The sequence below is a fragment of the Basfia succiniciproducens genome (assembly GCF_011455875.1).
Lineage (GTDB): Bacteria > Pseudomonadota > Gammaproteobacteria > Enterobacterales > Pasteurellaceae > Basfia > Basfia succiniciproducens.
Window position 1 is genome coordinate 1,050,955 of record NZ_CP015031.1, and the last position, 22,454, is coordinate 1,073,408.

21 protein-coding genes and 1 tRNA gene are annotated in these 22,454 nt (G+C 43.9%); 7 read left to right on the forward strand and 15 right to left on the reverse strand.

Translation table 11 applies throughout. The annotated features are described in order from the left end of the window. Nucleotides 1–48: 48 nt before the first annotated feature. The gene (locus A4G13_RS04660) at nucleotides 49–978 is read right to left on the reverse strand and encodes a LysR family transcriptional regulator (protein ID WP_090655014.1); all 930 of its coding nucleotides are present in this window, start codon (nucleotides 976–978) and stop codon (nucleotides 49–51) included. A 117-nt stretch (nucleotides 979–1,095) separates the two neighbouring features. On the opposite strand from A4G13_RS04660, the gene A4G13_RS04665 reads away from it, so the two are divergent. The 3 genes from A4G13_RS04665 (at nucleotide 1,096) to A4G13_RS04675 (ending at nucleotide 3,056) form a co-directional block, all read left to right on the forward strand. Continuing rightward, on the forward strand, nucleotides 1,096–1,392 hold the full coding sequence (locus A4G13_RS04665; protein ID WP_090655010.1) for a YciI family protein: 297 nt from the start codon (nucleotides 1,096–1,098) through the stop codon (nucleotides 1,390–1,392). A 10-nt stretch (nucleotides 1,393–1,402) separates the two neighbouring features. Beyond that, nucleotides 1,403–1,966 (forward strand): NAD(P)H-dependent oxidoreductase, encoded by a 564-nt coding sequence (locus A4G13_RS04670; protein ID WP_090655007.1) that lies wholly within the window; start codon nucleotides 1,403–1,405, stop codon nucleotides 1,964–1,966. 67 nt (nucleotides 1,967–2,033) lie between these two features. Then, nucleotides 2,034–3,056: an aldo/keto reductase gene (locus A4G13_RS04675; protein ID WP_090655003.1), complete on the forward strand. Its 1,023-nt coding sequence runs from the start codon at nucleotides 2,034–2,036 to the stop codon at nucleotides 3,054–3,056. Between the two features lie 82 nt (nucleotides 3,057–3,138). On the opposite strand, the gene A4G13_RS04680 is transcribed toward A4G13_RS04675, so the two are convergent. Next, nucleotides 3,139–3,525: a Cd(II)/Pb(II)-responsive transcriptional regulator gene (locus tag A4G13_RS04680; protein WP_041639829.1), complete on the reverse strand. Its 387-nt coding sequence runs from the start codon at nucleotides 3,523–3,525 to the stop codon at nucleotides 3,139–3,141. A gap of 139 nt (nucleotides 3,526–3,664) precedes the next feature. Between A4G13_RS04680 and A4G13_RS04685 the strand changes: the two genes are divergently transcribed. Next, on the forward strand, nucleotides 3,665–4,354 hold the full coding sequence (locus A4G13_RS04685) for a cation diffusion facilitator family transporter (protein ID WP_090655000.1): 690 nt from the start codon (nucleotides 3,665–3,667) through the stop codon (nucleotides 4,352–4,354). Nucleotides 4,355–4,504: 150 nt separating this feature from the next. Here A4G13_RS04685 and A4G13_RS04690 read toward each other — a convergent pair whose 3' ends face one another. Both A4G13_RS04690 and hrpA read right to left on the reverse strand, forming a co-directional pair. Further along, a complete protein-coding gene (locus tag A4G13_RS04690; protein ID WP_243739746.1) occupies nucleotides 4,505–5,020 on the reverse strand; it encodes a YniB family protein in 516 nt (171 codons plus the stop codon). Nucleotides 5,021–5,079: 59 nt separating this feature from the next. After that, a complete protein-coding gene (gene hrpA / locus A4G13_RS04695; protein ID WP_090654993.1) occupies nucleotides 5,080–9,093 on the reverse strand; it encodes an ATP-dependent RNA helicase HrpA in 4,014 nt (1,337 codons plus the stop codon). 110 nt (nucleotides 9,094–9,203) lie between these two features. Here hrpA and A4G13_RS04700 point away from each other — a divergent pair, with 110 nt between their 5' ends. Continuing rightward, the gene (locus A4G13_RS04700) at nucleotides 9,204–10,022 is read left to right on the forward strand and encodes a 5'-nucleotidase, lipoprotein e(P4) family (protein ID WP_011200612.1); all 819 of its coding nucleotides are present in this window, start codon (nucleotides 9,204–9,206) and stop codon (nucleotides 10,020–10,022) included. 49 nt (nucleotides 10,023–10,071) lie between these two features. Here A4G13_RS04700 and A4G13_RS04705 read toward each other — a convergent pair whose 3' ends face one another. Next, the gene (locus A4G13_RS04705; protein ID WP_090654990.1) at nucleotides 10,072–10,521 is read right to left on the reverse strand and encodes a DUF441 domain-containing protein; all 450 of its coding nucleotides are present in this window, start codon (nucleotides 10,519–10,521) and stop codon (nucleotides 10,072–10,074) included. A 138-nt stretch (nucleotides 10,522–10,659) separates the two neighbouring features. Between A4G13_RS04705 and A4G13_RS04710 the strand changes: the two genes are divergently transcribed. Further along, the gene (locus tag A4G13_RS04710; RefSeq protein WP_011200614.1) at nucleotides 10,660–11,589 is read left to right on the forward strand and encodes an AEC family transporter; all 930 of its coding nucleotides are present in this window, start codon (nucleotides 10,660–10,662) and stop codon (nucleotides 11,587–11,589) included. A gap of 76 nt (nucleotides 11,590–11,665) precedes the next feature. Here A4G13_RS04710 and truB read toward each other — a convergent pair whose 3' ends face one another. The 8 genes from truB to A4G13_RS04745 all read right to left on the reverse strand — a co-directional run bounded on the left by truB (nucleotide 11,666) and on the right by A4G13_RS04745 (nucleotide 18,822). Continuing rightward, complete coding sequence (gene truB / locus A4G13_RS04715; RefSeq protein WP_090654987.1) at nucleotides 11,666–12,583, reverse strand: tRNA pseudouridine(55) synthase TruB; 918 nt, start codon at nucleotides 12,581–12,583, stop codon at nucleotides 11,666–11,668. Then, nucleotides 12,583–12,978, reverse strand: coding sequence for a 30S ribosome-binding factor RbfA (gene rbfA, locus A4G13_RS04720; protein ID WP_090654983.1), 396 nt, complete (start codon nucleotides 12,976–12,978; stop codon nucleotides 12,583–12,585). Before rbfA ends, truB begins: the two co-directional genes overlap by 1 nt. Before the next feature lie 159 nt (nucleotides 12,979–13,137). Then, complete coding sequence (infB, locus tag A4G13_RS04725; RefSeq protein WP_090654980.1) at nucleotides 13,138–15,600, reverse strand: translation initiation factor IF-2; 2,463 nt, start codon at nucleotides 15,598–15,600, stop codon at nucleotides 13,138–13,140. Nucleotides 15,601–15,614: 14 nt separating this feature from the next. Then, nucleotides 15,615–17,120: a transcription termination factor NusA gene (gene nusA, locus A4G13_RS04730; RefSeq protein ID WP_090654977.1), complete on the reverse strand. Its 1,506-nt coding sequence runs from the start codon at nucleotides 17,118–17,120 to the stop codon at nucleotides 15,615–15,617. 14 nt (nucleotides 17,121–17,134) lie between these two features. After that, the gene (gene rimP, locus A4G13_RS04735; RefSeq protein ID WP_011200620.1) at nucleotides 17,135–17,590 is read right to left on the reverse strand and encodes a ribosome maturation factor RimP; all 456 of its coding nucleotides are present in this window, start codon (nucleotides 17,588–17,590) and stop codon (nucleotides 17,135–17,137) included. Nucleotides 17,591–17,787: 197 nt separating this feature from the next. Continuing rightward, nucleotides 17,788–17,864 (reverse strand) — tRNA-Met (locus tag A4G13_RS04740). An 89-nt stretch (nucleotides 17,865–17,953) separates the two neighbouring features. Beyond that, entirely contained in the window at nucleotides 17,954–18,076 is a 123-nt protein-coding gene (locus A4G13_RS10580) for a hypothetical protein (protein ID WP_011200621.1), read from the reverse strand. Continuing rightward, a complete protein-coding gene (locus tag A4G13_RS04745) occupies nucleotides 18,073–18,822 on the reverse strand; it encodes a phosphotransferase (protein ID WP_090654974.1) in 750 nt (249 codons plus the stop codon). The genes A4G13_RS10580 and A4G13_RS04745 overlap by 4 nt, the downstream gene beginning before the upstream one ends. A gap of 181 nt (nucleotides 18,823–19,003) precedes the next feature. On the opposite strand from A4G13_RS04745, the gene A4G13_RS04750 reads away from it, so the two are divergent. Next, nucleotides 19,004–19,582 carry a YceB family lipoprotein gene (locus tag A4G13_RS04750; RefSeq protein ID WP_090654971.1) on the forward strand — a complete coding sequence of 193 codons (579 nt, stop codon included), beginning with the start codon at nucleotides 19,004–19,006 and terminating at the stop codon, nucleotides 19,580–19,582. 86 nt (nucleotides 19,583–19,668) lie between these two features. Here A4G13_RS04750 and serS read toward each other — a convergent pair whose 3' ends face one another. Beyond that, on the reverse strand, nucleotides 19,669–20,961 hold the full coding sequence (gene serS / locus A4G13_RS04755) for a serine--tRNA ligase (RefSeq protein ID WP_090654967.1): 1,293 nt from the start codon (nucleotides 20,959–20,961) through the stop codon (nucleotides 19,669–19,671). A 98-nt stretch (nucleotides 20,962–21,059) separates the two neighbouring features. Further along, on the reverse strand, nucleotides 21,060–22,400 hold the full coding sequence (locus A4G13_RS04760) for a replication-associated recombination protein A (RefSeq protein ID WP_011200625.1): 1,341 nt from the start codon (nucleotides 22,398–22,400) through the stop codon (nucleotides 21,060–21,062). Between the last annotated feature and the right edge of the window lie 54 nt (nucleotides 22,401–22,454).

Below are 22,454 nucleotides of genomic sequence, written 5' to 3' on the forward strand. Positions count from 1 at the left end.
TTCTAAAGGACAATAACATTTTACCCAAAGATCCCACTTATTATCCGTCTATTCCAACGCTTTCAAAGCATTACTTTTTTCAACTTGCGCTTTCTCAGTAAAAAACTCAATCACCGCCCTTAGTCTCCCCGCTTTCTGGCTGTGCTGCATATAGTACAAATACAGTGCGCCGAATGTTTTCCAATGTTTTTCCAGCACCGGAATGAACGCTGCTTGATCGGCCTGTTTGCTCATCAGCGGTTCAAAAAAACGTCCGAGCGCAATGCCGCTTTTCATCACATCTTTCGCTACAATCAGGCTGTTCACCACAATCGGCGTCGGCATTTCAATGCTTACTTCTTCGCCTTTGTTGTTAAGCGAAAGCGGAAATATGCGGTTACTGGTCGCAAAGCGGAAGCCGACTAAGCGATGGTTTTTCAGCTCGGCAATTTTCTTCGGTAAGCCGAATTGTTGTTGATACGCGCTTGAGGCATACAGCCCTAAACGGAAAGGGGCGGTCAGTTTTTTCGCCACCATTTGCTCATCTACTTTATCGCCAAAGCGAATCCCTAAATCAAAGCCTTCTTTGAGAATATCCACCGTGCCGTCGTTAATCGAAATTTCCAGCTGAATATCGGGATAGCGCTCGCAGAATTCGGCTAAATGCGGCTCAATAATCAGCCAATAACCCACGTGCGGCACTGTCATTCGCACCACGCCTTTCGGCACGCCGCTTAAATCCTGCACGCTTTCCACCGCCACCGAAAGCTGCGCAATCGCATCTTGGGTGCTTGCCAGCAAATGATGCCCCGCTTCGGTTAATTCCATTTTACGTGTCGTCCGATTAAACAGCGGCAAGCCGATGTGCTGTTCCAGCAATTTGAGCGATTGACTGATGGACGGCGACGCCATCTGTAATTTGCGCGCCGCACCCGCAATCGAGCCTTCCGCCGCAATGGTATGGAATACGGTGAGATAACCGTAAATTGAACTATGCATACAACCTCTATTCTTCGTTTTTACCTAATAGTGAATTATAAATTTACTATCTTATCATGACCAATCATTTCGCTATAATGACCTCACTTTCAACGAACAAGCCACAAAGGAAACAATATGTACATCATCAATATTGCGGTAAACGACCATGTAAGCGCAGAACAGCACGACAAGCTTTTTGCGGAACACACGGAATGGTTTAAAAAATACTTTCAAGCCGGTAAATTTTTAATGCTCGGTCCGTTTAAAGACCAAGCCAATGCCGGTGTAATTTTTGCCGTCACCGAAAGCCGCGCGGAACTCGATCGGATTTTAGCGGAAGATTGCTACTACCCGAACTTGGCAAGCTATGAAATCCGTGAGTTTGAACCCAAATTAATTGCGGCAAATATCGCCGAATTTGCAGGCAAATAAGGAAAAAAGAATGAAAAACGTACTTATCGTATCAGGACACCCGAATTTAAAAACATCCATCACCAACCAAGTGATTTTAGACGAAACGGCCAAAGCCTTGCCGAACGCTGAAATCCGCAAATTAGACGAATTATTCCACAACGGCACATTCGACATTGCGGCGGAACAAGCGGCAGTATTAAAAGCCGATGTGCTGGTGTTTCAGTTCCCGTTCTCGTGGTTCAGCTTGCCGGGCGTGATGAAAATCTGGTTGGACGAAGTGTTTGAACACGGCTTTGCCCATGGTTCAACCGCCCGATTGGCAGGCAAAAAAATCATCTTCTCCACCACTACCGGTGCACCGGCGGAAGTGTATCAAAAAGACGGTTTCTTCAAACACACCATGGAAGAGTTCGCCGCGCAATTTGAGATTACGGCACAACTTTGTAACCTTGATTATCAAGGTCTGATCTACACCAACGGTATCGGCTACACCAGCCGTGAAAATGAAGAGAAAATCAACGCCCAAAAAGCAGAAGCTAAAAAACACGCACAACACTTGGTGGCATTGATTGAAAGCTTGTCACAGGCTTAGGAAAAGCCGACGGCGTAATGATACAAGCGGTCGGATTTCGACCATTTTTTGCAAATAAGGAGAAAAGATGAAATACACCAAACTTGGCAACAGCGATTTAAACGTTTCCCGCATTTGTTTGGGCTGCATGGGCTTTGGCGATTCAACAACGGGGCAGCATTCTTGGACGTTGCCTGAACCAGAAACCCGTGAAATTATCCAATATGCGCTGGAAAACGGCATCAATTTTTTCGACACGGCGATTGCTTACCAGCTTGGTTCAAGCGAACGTTTTGTAGGCAAAGCGTTGCGTGATACGGCAAAACGCGAAGAGGTGGTGCTTGCCACTAAATTCCTGCCGCGCACACAGGCGGAAATCGAAGCCGGCGTATCGGGCGAACAACATGTACTGAACTCGCTTGATCAAAGCCTGCAAAATCTCGGCATGGATTATGTGGATCTCTATATCTGCCATATGTGGGATTACAACACGCCAATGATCGAGATTCTGCACTCCTTAGATAAAGCCGTGAAAGCCGGCAAAGTGCGTGCCATCGGCTTATCGAATGCCTTTGCGTGGCAACTGGCAAAAGCCAATGCAATGGCTGAATATGAAGGCTTAACCAAATTCGTTTCTATGCAAAGCCACTACAACCTGATTATGCGTGAAGATGAGCGCGAACTGTTCGGCTTGTGTGCGGAAGACAATATTGCCCTTACACCTTACAGTGCCTTAGCAAGCGGTCGTTTGGCGCGTTTAGGCGATGTGCAAACGAAACGTTTGGCGGAAGACGCCTACGCCAAAGGCAAATATGATGCCACTGCCGAGCAAGACCAAATTATCATCCATCGTGTAGCAGAGCTTGCCAAGAAATATGGCGTTTCGATGACCGAAATTTCACTCGCGTGGCTTTTAACCAAAGTGGCTTCGCCAGTAGTAGGTGCAACGAAAAAACATCATATTGACGGTGCGGTAGGTGCAGTCAATCTCACCCTTTCAGCTGAAGATGTTGTTTATTTGGAAGAATGTTACCAACCGCATAATTTAGTCGGCATTATGGCGCAAAACAGCTATAAAACCAAAGATGCAAAACAGGTTTGGACAAGATAACACGGAAAATAAAAATTTGAGGGAAAACAGGGTCAAAAGTGCGGTCGGTTTTGGCAAAATTTTGCAAGAACCGATCGCAGTATTATCTTTCCTGGCTCAATCCTGAAATCGCCCGGCATTCTTCCACGCTGTGTTCTTCGTGATTCACCAGGTTTTGCAGAAAGGTTTGGATTTCCAGCAAGCGGGCAATTTTTTCTTCCACCTGTTTCAGATGAGAAAGAATCATTTCGTCGGCGACACAATGATGTTTCGGCGTATTCTTCAATTCGTTCAGTTGTTTGATTTCATCAATGGAAAAACCGAGCCAACGACAGGATTTAATAAAATTCAACTGGCTTAGACTTTGCTGATCGTAAACGCGATAGCCGTTCGCCGCACGTTTCGGCTCCGGCAACAGACCGGTTTTTTCATAATAACGGATGGTTTCCAGATTAATCCCGCTCTTTTTACTTAACTCATTGATCTTCATCATCATTCTCTAATCGAAAAAAAATTTTGTCTATTTTAGCAAATTTTCGCAAAAAACGCTTGAGTCTGTAGTAGCTACGGAGTTTATGATTCTTATTAATCGAAATTAATCAAACTTAATTTGCTAACAAGGATTATGTATGAATGCGCAAGCAAAGAAAGATAAACAAGCTCATCACGAGCATCATGATCATTCCCAAGTCCATACGGAGCATGAGCATTCTCAGGTTCCAAAAAACAAAATGATTTTGGGGATCAGCCTCGCCATTATCTCCTGCTATATGGTGGTGGAATTTATCGGCGGTTATTTGTTTAACAGTCTGACTCTGATGGCGGATGCCGGGCATATGGCCAACGATAGTTTATCGCTGTTCCTTGCTCTGGTTGCCTTATTTCTCAGCGCCAAAGCGCAAAAATGGTTCGCTCTGCTCAACGGCACCTCACTGGTATTTGTGGCGGTTATGATTTTAATCGAAGCCTTCAAACGCTGGCAGGCACCAACTGAAATGGCGGCATTACCCATGATGACGGTGGCGACAATCGGCTTGTTGGTGAATATTCTCGTGGCATGGATTATGTTAAAAAGCGATCAGGAAAACCTGAATATCAAAGCCGCTTATCTTCATGTATTGGCTGATTTATTCGGTTCCGTGGTAGCGATTATCGCAGGTCTCAGCGCTTGGCTGCTTAATTGGCACTGGGTGGATGTGGTCGCCAGCGTCATTTTAAGCGCGCTGGTATTACGCAGCGGCTTATCCGTAATCAAACAAGCGATTACCGCCCTGCGTAGTGACAGCGAAGAATTCAATATGGACACCCATTCTCACTGAGGTTGAATCCGTTACGGCAGAACGTCGATAAAACAGAAAAAGTGCGGTGGAAATTTTGAAAATTTTTACCGCACTTTATCTACTCTCAAAAATTTAAACAGATTTAATTTAAATATTAAGCTAAGCCATATAATCAATTGATGCTCATATTTATAAGAATTTTTCTAATAAAGTTAATATGATACCCACAATCAAAGGAGCTATATAAAGAGCATGAAAAGATGATAAGAAATTCTGTTCAGGTAGCTGTATACCCCGTTCAATATCTTCTCGACTATTAGCTAAATTTCCTCTTATTGATTCTTCCAATGATTGTTCTTGTATATTTTGTTCAATCTTTTTTAAAATTCTTAATTTTAACTTTCCTGAATTCATTAACATCATAAAAATAACGAATATAACGCAAATAACAAAAAATAAGATAGACCCTTTAGATAATAAATCATCCATATTAGGAATTGGAGCATATTGCCATAAAAAATCTAAAAACAAAGTTTTGTTATATACTATGTTTATAAGTTCCTTTATAGGATGAGATAGAAATCCAATAGGAGAAAAATATATCATTTTGAGATATGACATAATTAACAATATTAAACAAATTATCCCCCCCAAATAACCTACAATAATTTTCCACCAAGCTTTTTTCTTTTCTTTAAATAGCATTATAAGATACCTCTATTACGTTGACCCACAATAAACTCTTGATACATTCCATTTCATCCTTACCCCAAAGATTGAATACTCCCCAACACCCTCTTCTCCGAAACCGGATACTTGGTACCCAACTGCTGAGCAAACAAACTTACCCGTAACTCCTCAATCATATAGCGAATTTCCAGCACTTCCGTACTCAATGGTTTGGATTTAGGGAGTTTGGCGAGCAGTTGTTGGTAAGCTTGTTGGCATTGTTCCACCCGTAGCATGGCGGCGCGGTCGCGGTTGATGTCTTGTGCCAGTTTGTCCATACGTTTGTCGATGGCTTGCAGGTAACGCTGAATATCCGGTAGGCGGGCGTAGCCGGTTTTTTCCACGAAGCCCGGATAAATCAAGCCGGCCAGTTGGGATTTAATATCCGATAAAGCGAATGCCATGGTGAAATCCATTTTGCCTTTCAAGCGTTTGTTGATTTCAAAAGTAAGGGTGAGCAAGCGTTCTACTTGTTGGGCGATGTCCACGGTGATTTCATTGAGATTTTCACGTACGAAATCCCGCAGTTTTTCAAAATCCCTTTCATTCCACACAAAACCGCCGAAATCCGCAATCAGTTTATCTACAGCGCAGGCGATACAGTCATCGATCAAATCCAATACTTTGCCGAACGGGGTGAAATATAAACCCAGCTTGGATTTGTTCGGCAGTTTTTCGTGCAGATATTTAATCGGCGAAGGCACGTTGAGCAAAATCAGGCGACGCAAGCCTTGCTGCATGGCCACGGACTGTTCGTATTCCGTTTCAAATAATTTAATGCCCACCGCTTCTTTTTCATCGGTTATGGCGGGGAAAGCCTTCACGGTAAAGCCCTGTTTTTTCTGTTCGTAGCATTGCGGCAGGCTGTCGAAATTCCAGATATGAATGCCCGATTGTTCAATGCCGTCGTCCGCCACCGCGGAAATACTTTGCTGTACCTGATCTTTTAAGCCGAATTTGAGTTCATCCAGATTCATGCTTTCCGCAATTTTTTTGCCCTTTTCATCAATCACACGAAATGTCATACGTAAGTGCGGTGGAATTTGCTCAAGTTTCCATTCTTCCACTTCCACATTTACGCCGGTCATACGACGCAATTCGTAACTCAGGGTTTCCGTTAACGGTTTGTCAAAGTTAGCTACGCGGGCTAAAAAAGCTTCCGCATAATTGGGTGCCGGCACAAAATTGCGGCGCAGGGATTTCGGCAGAGCCTTAATCAAACTGACGATCAGCTCATGGCGTAAACCCGGAATTTGCCAGTCAAATCCCTGCATTTCAATCTGATTCAGCAACGGCAGAGGAATGTGCACGGTTACGCCGTCCGCATCCGTACCCGGTTCAAACTGGTAAGTGAGTTTTAATTTCAGATTACCCTGGTGCCAGAAATTCGGGAAATCCAACTGGCTGACTTTTTGCGCGTCTTCCTTCATCAGGAAAGACTTCTCAAAATTAAGCAATTCCGGATCTTGTTGAGCGGCTTTCTTCCACCAACTGTCAAAATGTTTTTGCGACACCACGTCCGCCCCGATGCGGGAATCATAAAATTCGAACAAGGTGCGATCGTCCACCAGAATATCGCGGCGGCGGGATTTGTGTTCCAAATCTTCCACTTCACGAATCAGCTTTTGATTTTCAAAAAAGAATTTATGGCGGGTATGCCAATCCCCTTCCACTAAGGCGGATTGAATAAAGATCTCGCGGCTGGTTTGCGGATCGATGGCACCGTAATTCACCGGGCGGCTTGCCACAATCGGCACACCGTACAGGCTGACTTTTTCATTGGCGATCACCTGCCCGCGGGATTTCGACCAGCGTGGCTCGGAATAGCTGCTTTTAATCAGATGTTTGGCTAACGGCTCAACCCATTCGGGATCGATCTCCGCCACCATACGCCCCCAAAGTTTAGAGGTTTCCACCAATTCCGCCGCCATCACCCATTTCGGTTGTTTTTTGAAAAGCACGGAATTAGGAAAAATGGCGAAATGAGCGTTACGGGCGCCAAGATATTGCTGTTTTTCCGCCTCTTTCATACCGATATGAGAAAGCAGCCCGCTTAACAGTGCGCTGTGAATTTGCGGATATTGTGCCGGTTCGGAATTAATCGGCAAGCCCATTTCCCGCACGGTCAAACGGATTTGATGATAAATATCCTGCCATTCCCGCACCCGCAGATAATTCAGATAATCTTTTTGACATAGGCGGCGGAACTGGTTTTTACTCAAGGCTTTTTGCTGCTCCTGAATATAGTTCCACAAATTCAGAAACGCCAGAAAATCGGATTTTTTGTCCGCAAACCGACGGTGTTTGTCATCGGCGGATTGTTGCTTCTCTTGCGGACGTTCGCGCGGATCCTGAATGGAAAGGGCGGCGACAATAATCATCACTTCCAAAACGCAGCCTAAATCGACCGCACTTAGCAGCATTTTAGCCAGACGGGGATCTACAGGTAATTGGGCTAATTGACGACCCGTTTGAGTCAAAACACGTTTTCCCCCCTCAGGGCTATGCCCAGCTCCCCCCGTAAACGGTGGGAGCGAAGAATTTGATGCTAAATTGCCCTCCCCTCGTTTACGGGGGGAAGTGCCGAAGGCGGAGGGAGGTGATTTTTGCCATTCAAAGGCACCCAACTCTTCCAATAATTTAATACCGTCCTGAATATGCCGTTTATCCGGCGCATCCACAAAAGGAAAAGCTTCAATGTCGTCCAATCCCAGTGCCGTCATCTGTAAAATAACGGAAGCCAAATTGGTGCGCAGAATTTCCGGATCGGTAAATTCCGGGCGGTTATTGAAATCCTGTTCCGAATACAGGCGGATACAAACGCCCTCGGAAACCCGCCCGCAGCGCCCTTTACGCTGATTGGCGGAGGCCTGCGAAATCGGCTCAATAGGCAGACGTTGCACTTTGGTGCGGTAGCTGTAGCGGGAAATCCGCGCGGTACCCGGGTCGATCACATATTTAATGCCCGGCACCGTGAGCGAGGTTTCCGCCACGTTGGTAGCCAGCACGATACGGTTTAGTCCGCCGGGATGGAAGATCTTATTTTGCTCCTGCGCCGACAGGCGGGCATACAGCGGCAGAATTTCCGTATGACGCAGATTCTGCTTTTCCAACGCCTCTGCGGTATCGCGAATTTCCCGCTCGCCGCTTAAGAAAATTAAAATATCGCCTCTGCCCTCCGCCTGCAGTTCGTCCACCGCATTCAAAATGCCTTGCAGCTGATCCTGTTCTTCCGTCTCCGCAACGGGACGATAACGCACTTCCACCGGATAAGTTCTGCCGGATACTTCAATAATCGGCGCATTGTTGAAATGCTTGGAAAAGCGCTCCACATCAATGGTCGCAGAGGTGATAATCACTTTTAAATCCGGACGGCGCGGCAATAACTGTTTCAGATAACCCAGAATAAAATCGTTGTTTAAGCTGCGTTCGTGGGCTTCGTCGATAATCAGACAATCATATTGGTTGAGAAAACGATCGGTTTGAATTTCCGCCAGTAAAATCCCGTCGGTCATCAACTTGATTTGAGTGTCCTCACCGATTTGATCGTTAAAGCGTACTTTATAACCGACAATTCCGCCTAATTCCGTTTGCATTTCTTCCGCAATACGCGCCGCCACCGAACGGGCGGCAATACGCCGCGGCTGGGTATGCCCGATTAAACCTTTTTGCCCGAACCCCAATTCCAGACACATTTTCGGCAACTGCGTGGTTTTACCCGAACCCGTTTCCCCCGCCACAATCACCACCTGATTTTGTGCAATCAGTTTTTGAATTTCCGTTTTACGTTGGCTGACGGGAAGATTTTCAGGAAAAACGATCGGATTTTTGACCGCACTTTTCCGCAGTTCAAGGCGCAGTTTGGCCTGTTGAATTTGTTGTTCAATGTCAAGAGCGGCGGCTTGTTGGGATTGCTCTTTTTTAATTTGCCCCAAGCCTCGGATTCGAGCCAGCAAACGGCGCTGTTCAACAATCATCACATCCTCGATCTGTTCGGCTAAGGATTTTTGTAATGCGTTAAATTCTCTTTTCGGTGTTTTCATTTTCATCATAATGCTAAGTTATTTGTGATCTATATCACAATCAGAAATTCTTTTAATCTAAACCGCACTAATTATATGCTAAATTAGCTCGCCCGTTGAAATAAAAAGGAAAATTTATGAAAAACCTTAAATTAAGTATTGCCACTATTGCCGTGGCGTCATTACTGTCAGCTTGTACTAGTCAATACGCTACGGAAAAGCATGAACAACTTAAATTGCAGAACCAAGCGGCGCTGGGGATTGTTTGGATGCAGCAATCCGGCGAATATCAGGCTCTTGCCCATCAAGCCTTTAACACGGCTAAAACGGCTTTTGATCAGGCTAAAAAAACCAAAGGTAAGAAAAAAGCGGTTGTTGTGGACTTAGACGAAACGATGATGGACAACAGCGCTTATGCCGGTTGGCAGGTTAAAAACGGTGAAGATTTCACGCAGGAAACATGGACAAAATGGGTGAATGCACGCCAAACTGCGGCAATTCCCGGTGCGGTGGAATTCGCCAATTATGTAAATAATCATGGCGGTACAATGTTCTATGTATCAAACCGGTTGGAAAACGGTGAACGCCAAGGCACCATTGACGATATGGCTCGTTTAGGTTTCCCGGGAGTATCGGAAAAAACCTTAATACTAAAAGACGGTAAATCCGCTAAATCAGCACGTTATAAAACCATTACGGATCAAGGATATGATATTGTGGTTTACGTTGGTGACAACTTAAACGACTTCGGTGACGCCACCTATCGCAAACCTAACGCGGAACGCCGTGATTTCGTCGCTCAAAACGCAAAACAATTCGGAACAAAATACATCGTTCTGCCTAATCCTAACTATGGAGACTGGGAAGGCGGCCTAGACAGCAATTACTATAAAGGCGATGTGAAAAACAAAGTGGATATTCGCTTAAATTCCATTAAAGCCTGGGACGGAAAATAATCCTCCTCTAACAAAAATACCGTTAGCTTATCATCACTAACGGTATTTTTTATTTGCCTAATATTACTGCTAAAATCCCCGCCGCAATAAGCGGACCGACCGGGATACCGCCGAGAAAAGCAACACCGAGCACGGTGCCGATAAGTAAACCCGTCACCACGACGGGTTCGCTACTCATTAAATTTACGCCGCGGCCGGCAAACCAAGCTACCGCAATCCCAATAATAATAGATAAAAACATCTGCCAGTTCAAAAATTCTTTAAAGGCAGGCAACTGAACTTTCCCCGAAACTAACGGAGCCAGCACGCCGACGGTTAAAATAATAATGCCGATTTTTAATCCGTTCTTTTCTAAAAAAGGAATATATTTACCTAAAAAAGTCTGATGCATTAGAAGCAAAATAAGTGCGGATATGGTAATTGAATTATTGTTGCTCAACACGCCAAGCAAAATAAGCACAACAAGCATAATGGCAACGGAATTGACCTGTAAAGACATATTGAATTCCTAAAACTGCGGTTTAATTTTTTGCAAAGATTATAACAAATTATGCGTTAATTATTTCTTTATTTTTAAATTAGTTCTAAAATCTTTGCTAAATGAAAAATTAGCATCAATAACAATAAGACAGATACTATGGAAATCGCATTTCTCCTCGCCGGCAAAATTATTGAACTGACCATTATCGTATTACTCGGTTATGCGTTGGTAAAAAGTAAATTGCTCAAATCTCAGGACAGCTACCCCTTATCCATTATCGGTTTATATCTTATCAGCCCGTCGGTGATGATCAATGCGTTTCAAATTGATTATAGTCCGCAAATTCTAAACGGCTTGCTGTTATCCCTAACTATGGCCGTTTTTCTGCATATTATTCTGATTATCACCGGCGTTATTCTTAAACGCCTGCTGAATCTGGATCCTATCGAACATGCGGCTTCTATTTATTCCAATTCGGGCAACTTAATTATTCCTCTGGTGGTTTCTATGTTCGGACAACAATGGGTTATTTACGCCACCTGTTTTATTGTGGTACAAACCTTTTTATTCTGGACTCACTGCCGCAGCATTATTTGCGGTAAAGGTTCTATTTCAATATTAAAAATGTTTAAAAATATCAATATATTATCTATTTTTCTGGGCGTATTTTTATTTGCTTTTCAAATTAAATTGCCGCCGCTTATTTCGGGAACCTTATCTTCCTTAGGTCAATTTATCGGCCCGAACGCCATGTTGATTGCCGGTATGCTTATCGCTTCCATACCGTTGCGCAACATCATAACCTCAAAACGCATTTATTTGGTCACCTTTTTACGGCTGATTTTAATCCCGATCTTCCTGCTTATCATTATTAAATTATGCGGCTTTGATAATTGGGTGGAAAACGGTGAAACCATTGCGATGATTAGCTTCCTGGCAACCATGAGCCCGGCGGCGGCAACGGTAACCCAAATGGCATTGATTTATGGAAAAAATGCCAATAAAGCCAGTGCCATTTATGGCGTTACCACTATGTTGTGTGTATTTTCTATGCCGTTGATTATCGCCTTGTATCAACTTATTTAGTACAAGATAAACAAAAGGCTGATTTCCGTATAACAGGAAATCAGCCTTTAATTTAAAATGAATAAAATTGACTTCTTTATAAATTCACCATTCGGCTGGGGCGAATTACATTATCCTTACCTATTTCCGCTACCCCTAAAAACACATTTTGCGGCGAAAACAAACGAACTTGCCCTTGCAGTTGCTGAAGATTATCAAACTTTACCCGCTGACCGAAACCCACGGCTTTTGTTTGCTCTTCGCTCAAACTTAAAACAGGTAATTTTGATACGGCGCTGTCCACCGGCAATAAACGGGCGTCTAATACGGCTAGATCTTCGTCTTGCGCAAATTGCTGCAATTGTTCCCAAGTCAGCATTTTATCCGCCGGATAATCGGATACGGCGGTACGTCTAAGCATGCTTACATGAGCGCCGCAACCCAGATATTCGCCTAAGTCGTCCACTAACGTACGAATATACGTACCTTTTGAACAATGCACTTCAAGTGTTAAATAAGGCGCTTCATAGCTAATAAAATTAAGCTCGAAAATGCTAATCGGGCGGGCTTCACGCTCTACAACAATCCCCGCTCTGGCATATTCGTAAAGAGGTTTACCCTTATGTTTCAAGGCGGAAAACATAGTGGGAACCTGCATAATATCGCCGCGAAAGTGCGGTAAAGAATCAAGGATTTTTTGTTCCGTTACATTCACGGAGCGGGTTTCTACAACTTGTCCTTCCGCATCGGAAGTATCCGTACGTTCGCCTAATTTCGCAATCACCTGATAACGTTTATCCGCATCCAATAAAAACTGAGAAAATTTTGTCGCCTCACCTAAACAAATCGGCAACATTCCTGTTGCCAATGGATCCAATGCGCCCGTATGCCCTGCTTTATTTGCCTGATAAATACGTTTTACCTTCTGCAAAATATCGTTAGACGACATTCCCTGTGGTTTATCAAGTAAAAATATGCCGTGAATATCACGACCGCGTTTACGGGGTCTCGACATTAATCTTCTCCGTTATCCTCATCAATATGACGTTCTTTGTCACTGCGAACGACATTTGTCACCAGATTTGACATCCGCATACCTTCAACTAAAGACCGATCATACTCAAAGCGCAATTCGGGCACAATACGCAAACGCATTGCTTTACCCACTAACGAACGAATATAAGGCGCAGCTTTTTCCAGTGCCTTCATGCCTTGTTTAATAGCTTCATCGTCGTTATTGAACAAGAAAGTCACAAATATTTTAGCATAAGCCAAATCCCGCGAAACCTCTACATCGGAAACCGTCACCATACCGATACGCGGGTCTTTCACTTCACGCTGTAAGATCACGGCAATTTCTTTTTGTAGCTCTTGTGCAACGCGATCGGAACGTTTAAATTCTCTTGACATGTTATTTTCCTAAAATCTGAATTTAAGTTTGTATTCAAGCAAACAGGTTAAAAGTGCGGTCAAAAATTTTCAAATTTTAACCGCACTTTTTAGTATCTGTTTATATAAAAGATAAACAGACACTAATCCTATACGAAGTTCACACTCGCTTATAAAGAATTAAATCGAGCGTTTAATCTCAACCACTTCGAATACCTCGATTTGGTCGCCGACTTTCACGTCATTGTAATTCTTCACGCCGATACCGCATTCCATACCGTTGCGAACTTCGTTCACGTCATCTTTGAAACGACGCAGAGATTCCAATTCGCCTTCAAAAATAACAACATTATCACGCAATACGCGAATCGGGTTGTTACGTTTGATCACACCTTCGGTTACCATACAACCGGCGATAGCACCGAATTTAGGTGAACGGAATACGTCGCGAACTTCCGCAAGACCGATAATTTCCTGTTTGAATTCAGGTTGTAACATACCGCTCATTGCCGCTTTGATCTCGTTTAATAATTCATAAATAATTGAATAATAACGTAAATCAATATTCTCAGTTTCAATAATACGACGAGCTGAGGCATCCGCGCGCACATTGAAACCAACAATAATCGCATTTGAAGCGGCGGCTAATGTCGCATCGGTTTCAGTAATACCGCCCACACCGGAACCAACCACTTTCACTTTTACTTCTTCCGTTGAAAGCTCTTGTAAAGATTGAACGATAGCTTCCACGGAACCCTGAACATCCGCTTTAACGATAACATTTAACTCGGCAACATCGCCTTCCGCCATATTGCTGAACATATTTTCAAGTTTCGCTTTTTGTTGACGGGCTAATTTAACTTCACGGAATTTACCTTGACGATATAGTGCCACTTCACGGGCCTTTTTCTCATCACGAACCACAGTGGCTTCATCACCCGCAGCAGGCACGCCGGAAAGACCCAATACCTCAACCGGAATCGACGGACCGGCAGACTCGACATCTTTGCTCAGCTCATCACGCATTGCGCGTACGCGACCGTATTCGAAACCGCAAAGTAAAATATCACCGCGATTCAGCGTACCGGATTGAACAAGAATAGTCGCAACCGGACCGCGTCCTTTATCCAGATAAGATTCGATTACAACGCCGGTCGCCATACCTTCTTTAACCGCCGTTAATTCCAGCACTTCCGATTGTAATAAGATCGCATCTAATAATTCGTCAACACCCGTCCCTTTTTTGGCGGATACATAAACAAATTGCGTATCGCCGCCGAATTTTTCAGAAACTACGTCATATTGCAATAATTCCTGTTCTACACGATCCGGATTCGCTTCAGGTTTATCGATTTTATTTACCGCAACAACCAAGGGTACGCTTGCCGCTCTGGCATGTTGAATCGCTTCGATAGTTTGCGGCATCACGCCGTCATCGGCGGCGACCACTAAGACAACGATATCCGTCGCTTTCGCACCGCGCGCACGCATTGAGGTAAACGCCGCATGTCCCGGAGTATCCAGGAAAGTGATCATTTTGCCGTTAGTTTCAACATGATAAGCACCGATATGTTGGGTAATACCGCCGGCCTCACCCGCGGCAACTTTCGCTTTGCGGATATAGTCTAATAATGAGGTTTTTCCGTGGTCAACGTGACCCATAATAGTCACAACCGGCGCACGGGTTACTTTTTCCGCATTAACGTCGCGATCTTCCAATACCGATTCTTCTAATTCGTTTTCTTTACGCAGAATCACCTTGTGGCCCATTTCTTCGGCAACCAATTGAGCGGTTTCTTGGTCGATAACCTGATTAATGGTCACCATTTCGCCCATTTTCATCATTGTCTTGATGATTTCCGTCGCTTTTACCGCCATTTTATTAGCAAGTTCCGCTACGGTAATGGTTTCACCGATAACTACGTCACGGTTTACCGCTTGTGCAGGCTTGGTAAACGCTTGTTGAATTGCACTGCTGCCTTTCTTGCCTTGTTTGCCTTTGCCTTTCACGTCTTTTTGGTTACGACGATCCGCATTACGTTCGTCTTTAGAACCGTTATCGTCACGTCCGCCTTTTTTAGCTTTGCCGACTTTATTTTTACCGCGGCCACGCCCTTCTTTACGGCGTTCTTCTTCATCTTCCGCTTCACGGGCATAAGTCGAAGTCAAATGATAATCGGAAAAATCATCGGAAACTTCCGTTGTTTCTCTATCCGTCGCTAATTCAGCCAAACGTTTTGCTTCTTCCGCCGCTTTACGCGCCTGTTCTTCCACTTTTTGGCGAGCTAACTCATCGGCTTTACGGCGTAATTCCGCTTCTTCCGCTTTAATACGGTCTTTTTCTGCGTCCACAACTTTTACCGGTTCCGGTTTTTTCGCTGCAGCCGCGACACGTGCCTTTTCAGCATTTTTTTTAGCTTTCTCGGCAGCTTCTTTTTCCGCTTTTTCCACAGCCGCTTTTTCAGCCGCTTCCTGTGCTTTTAATTTTGCTTCTTCCGCAGCTTTCTTAGCCGCTTCGGTATCAATTTTGCGGGATTTACGCACTTCAACCTGAACTTTACCGCCGGCAACCGTTGTTTTAACTCTGCGCTGTAAACTTAGTTTTTTTGGTGCGTTTTCGTTTTGTGTTTCTTTATCTGTCATAATATTTTTAATCCTTATTCATCACCAAACCAACAGATATTACGAGCCGCCATAATTAAATCCGCCGCTTTTTCTGCACTTAACTCTTCAATATCCGCTAAATCATCAACACCTTGTTCGGCTAACTCCTCAAGAGTTTTAATATTTTTCTCAGCTAATCTGAATGCAATATGACGTTCCATACCTTCGAGATTTAATAATCTGTCTTCAACCTCGGCTTGTTTTAACGCTTCTTCTTCCGCCACCGCTTTAGCGGTTAACGCATCTTTCGCACGTTTTTGCAACTCTTCAACCAAATCTTCGTCTTCAAGACCGTCAATTGCCGTTAATTCGCTTACCGGCACATAAGCTAATTCTTCAAGGCTTGAGAATCCTTCATCAATGAGAAGCTGTGCAAAGTCTTCATCAAGCTCAAGAGAAGTCATGAATAAATTTAATACCTTATTATCTTCCGCCTGATGTTTTTGCTGCAATTCTTCCGTAGTCATCACATTTAACGTCCAGCCGGTTAACTGGGTCGCTAAACGCACGTTTTGACCGTTACGACCAATAGCTTGTGCTAAATTTTCCTGTTCAACGGCAATATCCATCGAGTGATTATCTTCATCAACCACAATTGAATTTACATCCGCAGGTGCCATGGCGTTAATCACGAATTGAGCCGGATTATCATCCCAAAGTACGATATCCACACGCTCACCGCCTAATTCATTGGTGATAGCCTGAACGCGTGAACCGCGCATACCGACGCAAGCGCCAACCGGGTCAATACGTTTGTCATTACTTTTAACCGCAATTTTTGCACGCAATCCCGCATCGCGAGAAGCGCCTTTAATTTCGATTAATTCTTCACCGATTTCCGGTACTTCCAAACGGAATAACTCTTCAAGCATTACCGGTTTTGCGCGGGTTACAAACAATTGCGCACCTTTACTTTCCGGATTAACTTTATAAAGCACACCGCGTACGCGATCGCCCGGACGGAAGTTTTCACGAGGCAGCATATCTTCGCGGGTAATAACCGCTTCCGCCTTCGCCGGATCTTCTTTGTTACCGGTTAAGTCCAGAATAATTGAATCGCGGGTAACTTTTTTTACCGTACCTGTTACGATTTTTCCTTCTTCGGAACGGAATTGTTCAACTACTTTGTTGCGTTCCGCTTCACGAATTTTAGTACTGATTACCTGACGGGCGGTTTGCATGGTAATACGGTCAAAGGCTACGGAATCGATTTGATCTTCCACATAATCGCCTAATTGAATGTCAGGATCTTCGAATTGCGCCGCTTCTAAAGTAATTTCTTTTGTCGGGTTAACCACTTCATCAACCACCAACCAGCGACGGAAAGTATCAAACTCACCGGTTTTTTGGTTAATCGCAACGCGAACATCAATTTCCTGTTCGTATTTTTTCTTTGTTGAAAGGGCAATCGCACTTTCTAACGCTTCAAAAATCTTCTCACGCGGTAATAATTTTTCATTTGATACTGCTTCCGCAGCTAATAAAATCTCTTTGCTCACTTTTTATGCCTCTATTAAAATTTTGGTATTACGTTCGCTTTTTGAATATTACTTAATGCGAAAGACTGTTCTTGATCGTCCACAATCAAGGTCAGCATATCGCCTTCAATCCGCTCTAATTTGCCTTGCCATTTACGACGGTCTAACATAGGAATACGTAAATGTACTGAAATTTCCTGCCCGACATAACGTTGGAACTGCTCCAAAGTAAATAACGGACGATCCAATCCCGGCGAAGATACTTCAAGATTGTATTTATCAGCAATCGGATCTTCTACGTCTAATATAGCGCTCACCTGACGACTTACATCCGCGCAGTCGTCAACGGTAACGCCGCCTTCTTTATCAATGTATAAACGTACCGTCATAAAGCGACCGGCACGTTGACATTCAATCCCCCAAAGTTCACAGCCTAAATCTTCAACCGAACCTTGCAGCATTTGTTGTAAATTTTGTTCTAATGTTGCCATTTCACCCTCGTAAAATGAGCTGAACAGCCCACCAAGATATCGTTAATATCCGTGGGTTTTTTAACCCACCCTACAAATTTCGGACATAAAAAAAGGGCTTAAAGCCCAGTGTAAATATCCAAATTTTACGTACAAAAAAACCCAAATCTAAAAATTTGGGTTTCACTGAACCTTTATTTTTCTTCCTTATAAGGAAGTGGTTGCGGGGGCCGGATTTGAACCAACGACCTTCGGGTTATGAGCCCGACGAGCTACCAAGCTGCTCCACCCCGCGTCCGAAATATGGCAGCATTATAATGAGAATAATGCGGAAGATCAAGTTTTTAACAAAAATAATTTAAAATAAACCGCACTTTTACGGGATTAAAAACCTATTCCCGTGCTTATACCAACACCGGCGCCGTTATTTCCCACGCCGAAACCGCCGCCGACCGTACAACCGCCGAGTAAAACCAAAGTACATAATAAAATAAGCCGTTTTTTCATTTATTTTCCCTAGTTAAAGGCAGTAAATACTGAAAAAGCCGATAAATGGCGATTAAATCCATTCTGGCAACCGGCTTAAATACCAATAAAATATAATAAAGAAAACGGAATTTTGCCACTAAATTTAATACATCCTGCCATAAATCCGGTTCGCAATATTCTTCATATTTGTTTATCAAATATTGAATCTGTTCACCGGAAAGATGCTTAGAACGGCAAAGGCTATGAATAAATACCAATACATCGCGAATTTTGTGCCATTGCAAATTCAGGCTACGGGAATGAGATTCAAAATCCATAAAGGTCACCTTACCTTGCCGCCAGGCAATATCCCTGATTGCAGGGCGTCCGTGAGTCACCCCTTTTTTATGCAATGGAGTCAAGGCTTTTATGGCATCGACCAGTATCTGATTTTTTTCCGCCGGAGTTAAATTAAGCCCGGCATTTTCAATCCAATGATTTAAAGTCGGTCCCACATCTTTTAATACAAAAAAATCTTCGCCGGATAATATAACCTGAGGAACGGGCGCCCCCCGCTCATATAAATTTTTGAGAATATGCAGTTCTTCCCGAAAGGATTGTTTCGGATGCGGCTTGAGAATTTTCCACACGCCGGTTAATTTTTCCGGTTGTTTTACCCAGTAAGTCTGATTCTCAAAATCAAAACTAAATATCCGTTTACCTTGATTCTTTTGTACTAACTCATTCACTAATCTACTGAAAACGGCCTGTTTTTTCGTTGTCATTTTCCCACATCCTTAGCCGCCAATAATCGCAAAAAAATTCAAATTTTGACCGCACTTTTATTAACGACGATTCTTTAAACCTGAGAACTTATTGCGTTACGAACTGACTAATAATCGAATAAAAAGGGAAATATTTTAGCCTTTTTTCTTATCTTTTTAAACAAATTAAGAGGCGGACGTTATGTTTTTATCCAGAATTTCTTTTTATTTCACTTTAGTCTGCGGGCTTATCATCGCTATGGTTATCGCACCCTCGGCAAAAGCCAATATGTTTTCGGTCAGTGAAACGGAAATTAATCAATATCTGAGTAAAAAAGGTGAAATCGCCGATAAAATCGGTTTTCCCGGACTTTTCGCCATGGATTATAAAGTGCAGAATTTAACGGCTAAAGTCGGGCAAAATAACGACGGCAGGGTGGAACTTAGCGGTACAATCGACGGCTTATTAAACCTGCAAAAAAATGACTATGTGGGGAAAATTGATCTGACCCTCGACACTATTCCTTATTACGATGCGGAAAAAGGCGCCGTTTATCTGCGGGATTTACGCATCACCAACTGGACAGGTTCTCCGCAACAATATATGGAAAAACTGGAACCCATGATGCCGTTTTTAAGCCGCAGTCTCGCTGCGCTGATGGCGACAATGCCTATTTATACGTTAGATGAAAGCAAACCGCGTGATATGCTGATTAAGAAATTCGCCAAAGGCATTCGGGTTGAAAAAGGGCAATTAAGTCTGGATGCGGGCATTTTATAATAGCGACAAAATAAAAGTGCGGTCAATTTTGCTTAAATTTTATAAAAACTTTTGCAAAATTGACCGCACTTTTTGCCGAAAAGCGATTATTTGCCAATCACTTCTAAGCCTCCCATATACGGACGCAATACTTCCGGTACGGTTATCGAGCCGTCTTCATTTTGGTAGTTTTCCAACACCGCAACCAAGGTGCGACCGACCGCCAAACCGGAACCGTTTAGAGTATGCACCAAACGCGTTTTTTTATCGGTTTTGGAACGGCAGCGAGCCTGCATACGGCGGGCTTGGAAATCCCACATATTAGAACAGGAAGAAATCTCACGGTAAGTATCCTGCGCCGGTACCCAAACTTCTAAATCATAAGTTTTGCATGAACCGAACCCCATATCGCCGGTACATAACAACATTTTACGGTATGGCAAACCTAACAGCTGTAGTACTTTTTCCGCATGAGCGGTTAGCTCTTCCAATGCTTCCATGGATTTATCCGGGTCAACAATTTGCACCATTTCAACTTTATCGAATTGATGCATACGAATTAAACCGCGTGTATCGCGACCGTAAGAACCCGCTTCGGAACGGAAACAAGGCGTATGCGCCGTCATACGAATCGGCAAATCTTCCGTATTCAGGATTTCATCACGCACTAAATTGGTGACCGGCACTTCGGCGGTCGGGATTAATGCGTAAGGCACTTCGCCTTCTAACGGCGTAGTGTGGAATAAATCTTCACCGAATTTAGGTAACTGACCCGTGCCGTATAAAGTGGTATGGTTAACTAAATAAGGCACATAAGTTTCCGTGTAGCCATGTTGCTCGGTATGCAAGTCCAACATAAATTGGGCCAGCGCACGGTGCATTTTTGCCACTTGTCCTTTCATAACCGCAAAACGCGCACCGCTTAATTTCGCACCGGCGGCAAAATCTATACCGCCGGCAAGATTTTCACCTAAAGTCACGTGATCTTTAATTTCAAAATCAAATTGTCTCGGCGTTCCCCAGCGTGAAATTTCTTTATTTTCCGAATCGTCTTTACCTAACGGCACTTCGTCCGCCGGCAAATTAGGAATAGTTAACGCAATGGTGTTGAGTTCGGCGAGTACTTCGTCCAGTTCCGCTTTTACTGTCGCTAACTCGTGCCCCATATCGTCCATTTCCGCTAATAAAGGCTCAATATTTTCGCCGCGCGCTTTTGCCGCACCAACCGCTTTTGAACGCGCATTACGTTTGGCTTGCAGGGTTTCGGTTTCAACCTGCAGGGCTTTACGTTGTTCTTCTAATTCAGCTAATTCTTTTGTATCTAAAATGAAGTTACGTTTTAATTTTAATGTCGCTGCAACTTCCGCAAGATTATTACGCAGTAAATTCGGGTCGATCATATTGGTACCTATCTGTTTAAATTCATTAAAAACCTGATCATTTTATCTCTATTTGAATAAATAAACCAGTTGAAAATCCGCTTTTCAACCGGCTTATCTTATTTATAACGCTTAACCGAGCTTTGTTTATCCAGCTCCCGTAACCAGGCTAATTTTTCCTGAATTTTGATTTCCATTCCCCGATTCGTCGGTTCATATAGAACCGTATCTTTTAATTCTTCCGGAAAATAATTTTCCCCTGCCGCATAGGCGTTAGGTTCATGGTGAGCGTAACGATATTCCGCTCCATAGCCTAAATTCTTCATAAGCTTGGTCGGCGCATTACGTAAATGTACAGGTACGTCAAAATCCGCACTTTCTTTTGCCAGCTGTTTTGCCTGATTAAAGGCGTTATAAACCGCGTTGCTTTTAGGCGCCACCGCAAGATACACAATAGCCTGGGCAATCGCCCGTTCACCTTCGGCAGCCCCCACACGAGTAAAACAATCCCAAGCGGCAATCGCCACCTGCATGGCTCGAGGATCCGCGTTGCCGACGTCTTCCGAAGCAATTGCCAGCAAACGACGGGCAACATAAAGAGGATCGCCGCCTGCGGTAATTATTCTGGCATACCAATAAAGGGCCGCATCGGGCGCGGAACCGCGGATGGATTTATGCACGGCGGAAATTAAATCGTAAAAGCGATCTCCTTGCTTATCAAAGCGCGCTTGCCGTTCGCCGAGTACTTCCGTTAACAAAGTGCGGTCAATTTTTTTACCTTTTTCGCTTTCGTCCGCCATATCAACCATCAGTTCAAGGCAATTCAGCGCGAGGCGGGCGTCGCCGTGTACATAATCCGCCAATAATTCGAGAATACCTTCTTCAAGGTCTAAATTTTCATTGCCAAGCCCTCTTTCTTTATCCGCCAAAGCCTGTTCTAAAACATGAAGAATATCCTGATTGGTCAGCGATTTTAAAATGTAAACCCGAGCGCGGGAAAGTAAGGCGCTATTAAGTTCAAAAGACGGGTTTTCCGTAGTGGCGCCGATAAAAATAATGGTGCCGTCTTCAATATGGGGCAAAAAAGCGTCTTGCTGACTTTTGTTAAAACGATGAACTTCGTCTACAAAAAGAATAGTTCGGCGATCGGCCAGCCTATTTTGTTTGGCTCGCTCAATGGCTTCCCTGATTTCTTTAATACCGCTGGTGACCGCGGAAATCCGCTCCACTTCCGCATTAATTTTATGTGCGATAATTTCCGCTAAGGTGGTTTTGCCGGTGCCGGGCGGCCCCCAAAAGATCATTGAATGCGCATGCCCCGCTTCTATCGCCTTACGCAACGGCTTGCCGTTACCCAGCAAATGTTGCTGACCGCAATATTGTTCCAATGTTGTAGGACGCATTCTTGCCGCAAGCGGCTTAAAATCATTTTCAACAAAATCAAAACTCAAATTAGACATAGGAGATCACTCCGGAAGAGGAAAACGGTGGGCAAATGCCCACCCGAGAAAAGG